Annotated in this window: 12 protein-coding genes and 1 other RNA gene; 7 read left to right on the top strand and 6 right to left on the bottom strand. The window is 65.7% G+C overall.

The features are described from left to right. Positions 1 to 270, bottom strand: a transfer-messenger RNA (tmRNA) gene (gene ssrA / locus Q7J26_RS14140); the annotation flags it as partial. 10 nt (positions 271 to 280) lie between these two features. After that, positions 281 to 1,153: a tRNA (adenosine(37)-N6)-dimethylallyltransferase MiaA gene (gene miaA / locus Q7J26_RS14135; protein WP_370651950.1), complete on the bottom strand. Its 873-nt coding sequence runs from the start codon at positions 1,151 to 1,153 to the stop codon at positions 281 to 283. Positions 1,154 to 1,227: 74 nt separating this feature from the next. On the opposite strand from miaA, the gene Q7J26_RS14130 reads away from it, so the two are divergent. After that, positions 1,228 to 2,304, top strand: coding sequence for an Mrp/NBP35 family ATP-binding protein (locus tag Q7J26_RS14130; RefSeq protein ID WP_304937040.1), 1,077 nt, complete (start codon positions 1,228 to 1,230; stop codon positions 2,302 to 2,304). A 75-nt stretch (positions 2,305 to 2,379) separates the two neighbouring features. Next, entirely contained in the window at positions 2,380 to 3,477 is a 1,098-nt protein-coding gene (locus tag Q7J26_RS14125) for an NADH:flavin oxidoreductase (RefSeq protein WP_304937039.1), read from the top strand. Positions 3,478 to 3,496: 19 nt separating this feature from the next. Here the strand turns inward: Q7J26_RS14125 and Q7J26_RS14120 are convergent, their stop codons facing one another. Continuing rightward, a complete protein-coding gene (locus tag Q7J26_RS14120) occupies positions 3,497 to 3,817 on the bottom strand; it encodes a YbjQ family protein (RefSeq protein ID WP_304937038.1) in 321 nt (106 codons plus the stop codon). Between the two features lie 9 nt (positions 3,818 to 3,826). Continuing rightward, positions 3,827 to 4,354, bottom strand: coding sequence for a dihydrofolate reductase (locus Q7J26_RS14115; RefSeq protein ID WP_304937037.1), 528 nt, complete (start codon positions 4,352 to 4,354; stop codon positions 3,827 to 3,829). 57 nt (positions 4,355 to 4,411) lie between these two features. Here Q7J26_RS14115 and Q7J26_RS14110 point away from each other — a divergent pair, with 57 nt between their 5' ends. Beyond that, entirely contained in the window at positions 4,412 to 5,008 is a 597-nt protein-coding gene (locus Q7J26_RS14110; RefSeq protein WP_304937036.1) for a hypothetical protein, read from the top strand. On the opposite strand, the gene Q7J26_RS14105 is transcribed toward Q7J26_RS14110, so the two are convergent. Then, a complete protein-coding gene (locus tag Q7J26_RS14105) occupies positions 4,993 to 5,283 on the bottom strand; it encodes a phosphoribosyl-ATP pyrophosphohydrolase (protein ID WP_304937035.1) in 291 nt (96 codons plus the stop codon). The two genes, Q7J26_RS14110 and Q7J26_RS14105, sit on opposite strands and share 16 nt — an antisense overlap. A gap of 14 nt (positions 5,284 to 5,297) precedes the next feature. Beyond that, complete coding sequence (locus Q7J26_RS14100) at positions 5,298 to 6,143, bottom strand: thymidylate synthase (protein WP_304937034.1); 846 nt, start codon at positions 6,141 to 6,143, stop codon at positions 5,298 to 5,300. 253 nt (positions 6,144 to 6,396) lie between these two features. Here Q7J26_RS14100 and hemA point away from each other — a divergent pair, with 253 nt between their 5' ends. The 4 genes from hemA to glyA all read left to right on the top strand — a co-directional run. Next, positions 6,397 to 7,623 carry a 5-aminolevulinate synthase gene (gene hemA / locus Q7J26_RS14095; protein ID WP_304937033.1) on the top strand — a complete coding sequence of 409 codons (1,227 nt, stop codon included), beginning with the start codon at positions 6,397 to 6,399 and terminating at the stop codon, positions 7,621 to 7,623. Between the two features lie 38 nt (positions 7,624 to 7,661). Beyond that, positions 7,662 to 8,018, top strand: coding sequence for a hypothetical protein (locus Q7J26_RS14090; RefSeq protein WP_304937032.1), 357 nt, complete (start codon positions 7,662 to 7,664; stop codon positions 8,016 to 8,018). Positions 8,019 to 8,020: 2 nt separating this feature from the next. Then, positions 8,021 to 8,194, top strand: coding sequence for a hypothetical protein (locus Q7J26_RS14085; protein ID WP_304937031.1), 174 nt, complete (start codon positions 8,021 to 8,023; stop codon positions 8,192 to 8,194). Between the two features lie 233 nt (positions 8,195 to 8,427). Continuing rightward, a partial coding sequence (glyA, locus tag Q7J26_RS14080; protein ID WP_304937030.1) for a serine hydroxymethyltransferase occupies positions 8,428 to 9,480 on the top strand: 1,053 nt, incomplete at its 3' end.

Genomic DNA, 9,480 nt, shown 5'->3' with positions numbered 1-9,480 from the left:
CGAGAGCGACTTCTCCAGCGAAGTTATCGTTCGCAGTTAGAAAATGGCCCGATACGGTGGGCCAGGACGAGCGAAAGCAATCCTCTTTACACGTCCGTCGATGCTAGTCGGCCCCATGACGCCTCCGCCGATAACGCGGGGAAGAGAATGGTGGAGCCGCCGGGAATCGCACCCGGGTCCGGTCCGCTTATTACAAGCGCGTTTATCGCTATAGTCCGGCCGAAACCGGACAGGACCAATATAGGCGTTGCGCGGACGCTTTCCAAGCGTCGCGTGCGCTTCAGGCCCGCGTCCAGTTCGGAGTCTGGTTTCTGAACCAGGTCAGTTGGCGTTTGGCGTAGTTTCGGGTCGCCTGTTTCAAGGCGTCGATCGCTTCATCCCGGCCGATCTCTCCCGCAAGATAGGCCGCCAGTTCGCGCACCCCGACCGCCTTCATGGCGGGCAGAGCAGGGGACAGGTCCCGCGCGATCAAGGCGCGGACCTCGTCGAGCGCGCCGTTTTCCATCATCAGGTCCACGCGCCGGTCGCAGTTGGCGTAGAGGGCGACACGGTCGGGCTCGATGACCTGTCCCACCCAAGATCCCGGCTCCAGCAGGGGGCGAGTGTCCGCCTTCCAGCCGCTCAGGGGCCGGCCGCTGGCGACATGGACGCTCATGGCCCGGATCAACCGCTGGCGGTCGCCCTGTTCAATGGTTTGGGCGGCGTCGGCGTCTCGTTCGGCCAGACGGGCGCGGAACGCGGCTTCGCCCTGGGCCATATAGTCCGCCTCGATGGCGTCGCGGACGATCTGAGGGACAGGGGGAATGTCCGCCAGACCGCGCGTCAGGGCGGTGAAATACAGGCCCGTGCCGCCGACCAGTATCGCCGGACGGCCGTCGGCGCGCGCGGCGTCCAGCAGATCCAGGGCCGCTCGGCTCCATTTGCCGACCGACCAGGCGTCTGTGGCATCGGCGACGCCATAAAGGCGGTGATCGGTCTGGGTCTCGTCTTCCGGCGACGGTCGAGCGGTCAGGACGCGCAGATCGGCGTAAAGCTGTTGGCTGTCGGCGTTGATGATCACAGCGCCGGTCTCGCGCGCCATCTTCAACGCCAGGGCGGATTTCCCCGAGGCGGTGGGGCCGGCGATCAGGGTGACTAATGGCGGCTGGGACAAATCGAGGCTCGCGGGCGGCATCCATGGGCGATAGAACGCGCCCCTTATCGCCTGCAAGTCTTGTGGAGACCGTCTTGGTCGAACGTTCCGCCGTCATCGCCGCCCTCGACGCCGTCACTGACCCGGTTTCCGGCCAGGGGCTGATGGCCTCCGGCCTCGTTCAAGGGCTGGTGGTCGCCGATGATCGGGCCGGTTTTGCGCTGGAGGTGGATCGCAGTCTGGTCGCAACCTATGCCCCGGTGCGGGACGCCGCCGAGGCGGCGCTTAAGGCCGTGCCCGGCATGAACCGGGTGTCGGTGATCCTGACGGCGGAGGCCAAACCGGGGCTCGACAAGCCCGCGCCGCGCACCGCCGGCCTGTCGAAGGCCGCTGTGGATCAGGGACGCGCCAAGGCGCCGGTCGCCACTGACCGACCGGCCCATGTCCGTCGCGTTCTCGCGGTGGCCAGCGGCAAGGGCGGGGTGGGCAAGTCCACTGTGGCGGTGAACCTGGCCGCCGCCTTGGCTGCACGGGGCCTGTCGGTCGGGATTCTGGACGCGGATGTCTATGGCCCGTCGCTGCCGACCATGCTGGGGATCAGCGGCCAGCCGGCCTATGAGGACGGGGCCATCGTCCCGCACGTCGCCCATGGCATGAAGGCCATGTCGGTCGGCCTGCTGACCAAGATGGACGACGCCATGATCTGGCGCGGGCCGATGGCCTCCCAGGCCATCACCCAGATGTTGACCCAGACCCGCTGGGGCACGGCCGAGGCGCCGCTGGACGTGCTGGTGGTCGATCTGCCGCCCGGCACCGGCGACGTGCAACTGACCCTGATCCAGAAGACGCCGCTGGACGGCGCCGTCATCGTCTCTACGCCGCAGGAGGTGGCCCTGGCCGACGCGCGGCGAGCGCACACCCTGTTCCAGCGGGTCAATGTGCCGACGCTGGGCCTGATCGAGAATATGAGCGGCCCGATCTTCGGTCAGGGCGGGGCCAAGGCCGAGGCGGAACGTCTGTCGATTCCCTTCCTGGGCGACCTGCCGCTGGACGCCGCCCTGCGCGAGGGGGGTGACGCCGGTCGCCCTCCGGTCGCTGCCGATCCCTCGGGGCCGATCGCACGCCGCTTCACCGTGATCGCCGAACAGGTCGCGATTTCGTTGGGTCTTTAGAAATCGTCGGGTAGGGGGTTTTCAAACGCAACCCTATTCGCCACCTTGGGTCTTACCAATACCCAAGGAGATCCGATGAGCGTCGACGCCCTGTTCCGCCCTTTCACCATCAAGGGGCTGACCCTGCCCAACCGCATCGTCATGGCGCCCATGACGCGGTCCTTCTCGCCCAACGGCATCCCCACGTCCGACGTGGCTGGCTATTATCGTCGCCGGGCCGAGGGCGGAGTTGGCCTGATCGTTACAGAGGGCACAGTCGTTGAACGCCCCGCCGCCCGCAATGACGCCAATGTGCCGGTCTTCCATGGCGACGCCCTGCCGCACTGGAAGACTGTAGTGGACGAGGTTCATGCGGCCGGGGGTCTGATCGCGCCGCAGATCTGGCATGTCGGTTCCGCGCGCGGCCAGGGCGAGGACTGGAAACCGCTAGGCAAGGTAGACAGCCCGTCGGGACTGACGGCCCCCGGCAAGACCAAATATGAGCCGATGACCGAAGAGGACGTCGCCGACACCATCGCCGCCTTCGGCCGTTCGGCGCGCGCGGCGCGGGAGCTTGGCTTTGACGCCGTCGAGATCCACGGCGCCCACGGCTATCTGATCGACCAGTTCTTCTGGGGCGGCGTCAATGTGCGCGAAGACCGCTGGGGCGGCCCGACCATCGCCGATCGCGCCCGGTTCGGCGCCGAAGTGGTCAAGGCGGTGCGCGAAGGCGTGGGCGACGACATCCCCGTCATCCTGCGCCTGTCGCAGTGGAAGCAGCAGGACTTCACCGCCCGGATCGCCGAGACGCCGGACCAGATGGTTGAATGGCTGACGCCCCTGTCGGACGCCGGGGTCGATGTCTTCCACTGCTCGCAGCGCCGCTTCTGGGAGCCGGAGTTCGAAGGTTCGGACCTGAATTTCGCCGGGTGGGCCAAAAAGCTGATGAACAAGCCGACCATCACCGTCGGCTCGGTCGGTCTGGACGGCGAGTTTATCGCGGCCTTCGGCGGCGAGGGTTCCAAGCCCGCCTCGCTGGACGGTCTGCTGCGTCGTCTCGAGAACGAAGAGTTTGATCTGGTCGCCGTTGGCCGCGCTCTACTGGCCGACCCTCAATGGGTCAACAAGGTCCGCGACGGCCGTTCGGATGAACTGCGCAACTTCGAACGCGCGGACCTGATGAACCTGTCCTGATCCGATCAGTCGAGCCGGTTCAGGCCGGCTCGACGATCACGGCCGTGCCGTAGCACAGCACCTCGGTCACGCCCGGCATGATCTCGGTGGCGTCGTAGCGGACGGCCAGGATGGCGTTGGCGCCGTGTTCCTCGGCGTGTTTGACCAGTTCGTCATAGGCTTCCTGACGCCCGGCCTCGGCCAGTTTCACATAGGCCCCGACCCGTCCGCCCAGCATGGACTGGACTCCGCCGATGGCGTCTGAGATGGCGTTGCGCGAGCGCACCGTCACGCCGCGCACCAGGCCGATATGGCGGGTGACGCGGAAGCCGGGCAGGTCGTTGGTGGTCGTGACGTACATCTGTCTCTCCTAGCGGCGTTCCAGCACGCGGAAGGTGAAGGCGTGATCGTCCTTCTCGCCTGCCGGATGCGTTTCCGAAGATACCTCGACCCAGGCCGTTTCGTCGAACGCCGGGAAGACCGCGTCGCCGTCGGGCGAAGCCTCGACCTCGGTGATATAGAGGCGTTTGGCGCGGGGCAGGGCGGCCTCGAACAGGGCGGTGCCGCCGATGACGCAGATCTCGTCCACGCCGTCCTCCTCGGCCGTCTCGCGGCCGATCTCGATCGCCTCGTCCAGGGTGGCGCAAACCAAGGCGCCCTTGGACATGCCTTCGGCCTCATAGGACTCGTCGCGCGTCATCACCAGGTTCAACCGGCCGGGCAGGGGTTTCAGCGGCAGGCTCTCCCAGGTCTTTCGGCCCATCAGACAGGGCTTGCCCACGGTGATGGCTTTGAACCGCTGAAGGTCGCTGCGCAGCCGCCAGGGCAGGTCGCCGTCGCGGCCGATGACGCCGTTGCGGCCACGCGCGACGACCAGAGAAATCAGGGGTATGGGCAAGAACCTTGACCTTATCGACGCGTTGAGGAGGCCCATCCAATGGACGCGAGCCTTCCCATGAGCAAGTACATCCCAGCCATCGTCGTCGGTTTCCTGGCGGCTGTCCTCGTCAGCTTCGGTTTGGGCGCTTTCGTGGCCGCGTATGGCGCGGACGCCGGCTATCTGCCGAGCTTTCTGGGCCTGATGGTCGGTGTCTTCGCCGCCTATATCATGGCCAATCTGGCGGGAACCCGACGGGCCAAGGCCGCGACGCCCGAGCAGAAACAGGCCGTGCTCGATTTCCGGCCGGAACCGGGCCAGGCCCTGCTGATCATCTTCCGCGAAGGTTTCGTCGGCAAGGCCGTGGGCATGGACCTGTCGGTCAATGACCGGTTCATCGCTCAGATCAAGAGCCCGCGCTTCACCGCCGTATCGGTCGCGCCGGGCGGTCACAAGGTTTCGATGGCCTTCGGGGGTCTGGCGGGCAAGCAGAACAAGCCGACGGTCGAGGGCTTCATCGCCAAGCCTGGCGATGTGGTCGCCTTCCGCGCCGTCATGCAGATGGGCGCGCTGAAGAACCGGATCGTGGTCGAGCGGATCGAGAGCCGGGAAACCCTCAGCCTGCGCCTCAAGCCGATGACCATGATCGCGCCGGAGGCTCAGGCTTCGGTCTGAGGCTCCAGCCACTTCATCCATTTGCGGCGCATGGCCGCTTCAAGGTCGATCCCGGCCCCGGCGCAATAGATCAGCAGCATGCCCAAGACATCGGCCGCCTCGTCGCCCAGAGCCTGGGCGTCGGGGGTTCCGCGCGCCCGGCCGGACAGACGCAGATGTTCGGCCGTCAACTCGCCCAGCTCTTCCTGCAGCTTCAGTAGAGCCCAATCGCGGTCGCGGTCGATGCGGTGTTCAGCGGCGTAGATCTCGGAGATGCGCAGGACGTCTGCCTGCAACCCAGTAAGGTCCATCAGACGGCCACAGCGGCCTTGATGTGCGGCCAGGCCTCGTAACCCTCCAGGGTGAAGTCCGACAGCTCGAAGGCGAACAGGTCGGTCTTCGGCGCCAGGCTCATGGTCGGAAGCGCCAGGGGCTCACGCGTCAGCTGGAGTTCGGCCTGTTCCAGATGGTTCAGATACAGGTGGGCGTCGCCGAAGGTGTGGACGAAGTCGCCGGGCTCAAGCCCAACAACCTGGGCCAGCATCATCGTCAGCAGGGCGTAGGAGGCGATGTTGAAGGGCACGCCCAGAAAGACGTCGGCGCTGCGCTGATACAGCTGGCAGCTCAGTTTTCCGTCCGCAACAAAGAACTGGAACAGGCAGTGGCAGGGCGGCAGGGCCATGTCGTCGACGTCGGCCGGGTTCCAGGCGGTGACGATGTGACGGCGGCTGTTGGGGTTGGTCTTCAGGCCGTAAACCAGTTTCTCGATCTGGTCGATGGACCGACCGTCCGGCGCCGTCCAGGACCGCCATTGCTTGCCATAGACCGGGCCCAGTTCGCCCTCGGCGTCGGCCCATTCATCCCAGATGCGGACGCCGTTGTCCTTCAGCCAGCCGATATTGGTCTCGCCGCGCAGGAACCACAGCAGTTCGACGATGATGGAGCGCAGGTGCAGCTTCTTGGTCGTCAGGACCGGAAAACCCTTGGACAGGTCGAACCGCATCTGACGCCCGAACACGCCAAGGGTGCCGGTGCCGGTGCGGTCGTCGCGGCGCACGCCGTTGTCGAGAATATCGCGCAGCAGGTTCAGATACTGGCGCTCCGGATGGTCGGCGGGCGCCGCAGCGCCGCGCGCCTGGAGGTCGGCTTGGATCATCTGAACGGTCATGATCTCAAACTGCCTCAGAATTTGATTCGTGACCGGGCAAATCGGCTGCGGCGGACGGGCGTCCACAGGAATCGAATCGGTCGCCGAACGGCTTCACCAGTCGAACGCCGCGCCCGCGAAACCTGAGAACCGTTATCAATGAAGGTTTTAGGTCGTTTTGTCCATGCTCAAGACATGGACAAGCTTCGGCGTCGGGCGCAAAGAACAGACAGAGATCGCCATAAGCGAAAGAACGAATATCGTGTTCGACTATAAGGCCGCCTTTGAAAGCTCGGTGGAGCAGGTGCGCAGCGAAGGACGGTATCGCGTCTTCGCCGACCTGAAGCGTGTTCGCGGACAGTTCCCGCAGGCGGTGCGCCGCCGCGAGGACGGGTCCGAGCAGGACGTCGTCATCTGGTGCTCCAACGACTATCTGGGCATGGGGCAGCATCCGGTCGTTCTGAAGGCCATGCAGGACGAGATCGATGCGGTGGGCGCCGGCGCCGGCGGCACCCGCAACATCTCGGGCACGACGCGCTCGGCGGTCGACCTGGAAGCCGAACTGGCCGACTGGCATCATAAAGAGGCGGCCCTGCTGTTCACCTCGGGCTATGTCGGCAACGAGGCGACCCTGTCGACCCTGCAGAAGATCCTGCCCGGTCTGATCACCTTCTCCGACGCCCTGAACCACGCCTCGATGATCGCCGGCATCCGCCAGGGCGGGGGCGAGCGGCACATCTTCAAGCATAACGACCTGGCCCATCTGGAGGCCCTGCTGGCCGTCGCTCCGGCCGGGGCGCCCAAGCTGGTCGCCTTCGAGAGCGTCTATTCGATGGACGGCGACATCGCCGACCTGGCCGGGACCATCGCTCTGGCCAAGAAATACGGCGCCATGACCTATCTGGACGAAGTCCATGCGGTCGGCCTGTACGGCGAAACCGGCGCCGGCGTGGCCGAGCGCGACGGCCTGCTGGACCAGATCGACATCATCGAATGCACCCTGGGCAAGGCCATCGGGGTGATGGGCGGCTATATCGCCGCCGACGCCGTGATCATCGACGCGGTGCGCAGCTGGGCTTCGGGCTTCATCTTCACCACCAGCCTGCCGCCGGCTCTGACTGCGGGCGCCCTGGCCTCGGTGCGGCACCTGAAGACCCATCCCGAACTGCGCGACCAGCATCAGGAACGGGCGGCGACCCTGAAGGCGCGGTTCGCCGCCGCCGGGATTCCGGTGATGGACAGCGAGAGCCATATCGTGCCGGTGCACGTCGGCGATCCTGTCCACTGCAAGATGATCTCGGATATGCTGCTGGACGAGTACGGCGTCTATGTTCAGCCGATCAACTATCCGACCGTGCCCAAGGGCACCGAGCGGCTGCGCTTTACGCCCTCGCCGAACCACACGGACGAGATGATGGACCATGTCGTCCAGGCGATGGACCGGCTGTTCGCCCACTGCAATGTGGCGCGCCGGTCGGTGGCGGCTTGATCGTTTCCTGACGACTAGGATTGGGCTATGATGGCGCGATGAACGTCCATCATCCCGCGCCGGACACGCCGCTCGAGGAGGTCGACCTTTTCGAGATGGCGAACCTGTATCCGAGACATACGGGCCTGCCGATGACCGTCTGGGTCAGTCCCAAGGGGCACGCCAGGCATGACGCGCGGGTCAAGGTGTGCCGGGCGCACGGCGACCGTATGGACGTGGACGATATCGCGACCGTCAGCGTGCGGCCCGAGCCGGAACTGATCCATGGGCCTTTGCCCACTGCCGATCTGAAGGCGGTGCAGGCGTGGATTCGGCTGAACAGCGACGCCCTGATTGGATATTGGAACGGCGAGCTCGACACCGTCGATCTGTCGCGGGCGCTGAAGACGCTCTGATCATGGGCGACGACGGCGAGATCATTGTCGAGTTCGTGCGCAACGGACCCTATATCAAATGCTCGGCCATCCATGTGGCGACCGGGCGCGAGGTCAGCGCCATGGGGCCGGTGAATGAGCCCAAGGCTGTGGAGCGGGTGGCGATCGCGAAGCTGAAGCGGGCGTTGGGGCTTTGATTTCTCTTTCCTTCTCCCGTGGGGAGAAGGTGGCCCGAAGGGCCGGATGAGTGACCTGCCGGTGGGCCAACTCGCACCACCTTGCCCCTCACCCTTTCGCGCCAGAACGACGGCTGCGCCGCCGTGCGCTCAAGCCCTCTCCCGGCGGGAGAGGGTAAGACAGGACACAAGATATTGTGGTTCGGTCCGGTGCGGACTAGATAGGCGGCCTTCTCAGACGCGGGGATTCCGACGTGACCGCCTTCACCCATGACGCCTATTTCACCAAGACCCTGGCCGACGCCGATCCGGACGTCTTCAAGGCCATTCAGGGCGAGATGGGGCGTCAGAAAGAGCAGATCGAACTGATCGCCTCCGAGAACATCGTCTCCCAGGCGGTGCTGGACGCGCAGGGCTCGGTCCTGACGAACAAATACGCCGAGGGTTATCCCGGTCGTCGCTACTACGGCGGCTGCGAATTCGTCGATGTGACCGAGGATCTGGCGCGCGAACGGGCCAAGAAGCTGTTCGGCGCGGCCTTCGCCAATGTGCAGCCCCACTCGGGCGCTCAGGCCAACCAGGCGGTCTTCTTCACCCTGCTTCAACCCGGCGACACCTTCCTGGGCATGGATTTGGCCTGCGGCGGGCACCTGACGCACGGGTCGCCGGCGAACCAGTCCGGCAAGTGGTTCCGGCCCGTGACCTACAAGGTCCGCGAAGACACCCATCTGATCGACTATGACCACGTGGCGGAGATGGCGCAGAAGGAGAAGCCGAAGCTGATCCTGGCCGGCGCCTCGGCCTATAGCCGCCACATCGACTTCAAGCGGTTCCGCGAGATCGCCGACAGCGTCGGCGCCTATCTGATGGTGGACATGGCCCACTATGCCGGCCTGGTCGCCGGGGGCGCCTATCCCGATCCGATCCCGCACGCCCATGTCGTGACCACGACGACGCACAAGACCCTGCGCGGACCGCGCGGCGGCATGATCCTGTCCAACGATGCGGAGCTGGGCAAGAAGATCAACTCGGCCGTCTTCCCCGGCCTGCAAGGCGGGCCGCTGGAGCATGTGATCGCGGCCAAGGCCGTGGCCTTCGGCGAGGCGCTGCAACCCGAGTTCAAACTGTATGCCCAGCAAGTGGTCAAGAACGCCCAGGCCCTGGCCGGCGTCCTGGTCGAGCGCGGCCTGGCCATCGTGTCGGGCGGCACCGACAGCCACCTGGCCCTGGTCGATCTGCGGCCCAAGGGCGTGACGGGCAAGGCGACCGAGCACGAGCTCGAAAAGGCGCTGATGACCTGCAACAAG

Source organism: Brevundimonas sp. (genome assembly GCF_030656255.1).
Classification (GTDB): domain Bacteria; phylum Pseudomonadota; class Alphaproteobacteria; order Caulobacterales; family Caulobacteraceae; genus Brevundimonas.
The sequence above is the reverse complement of the archived record's forward strand: the minus strand, read 5'-3'. Positions and strand labels throughout refer to the sequence as shown.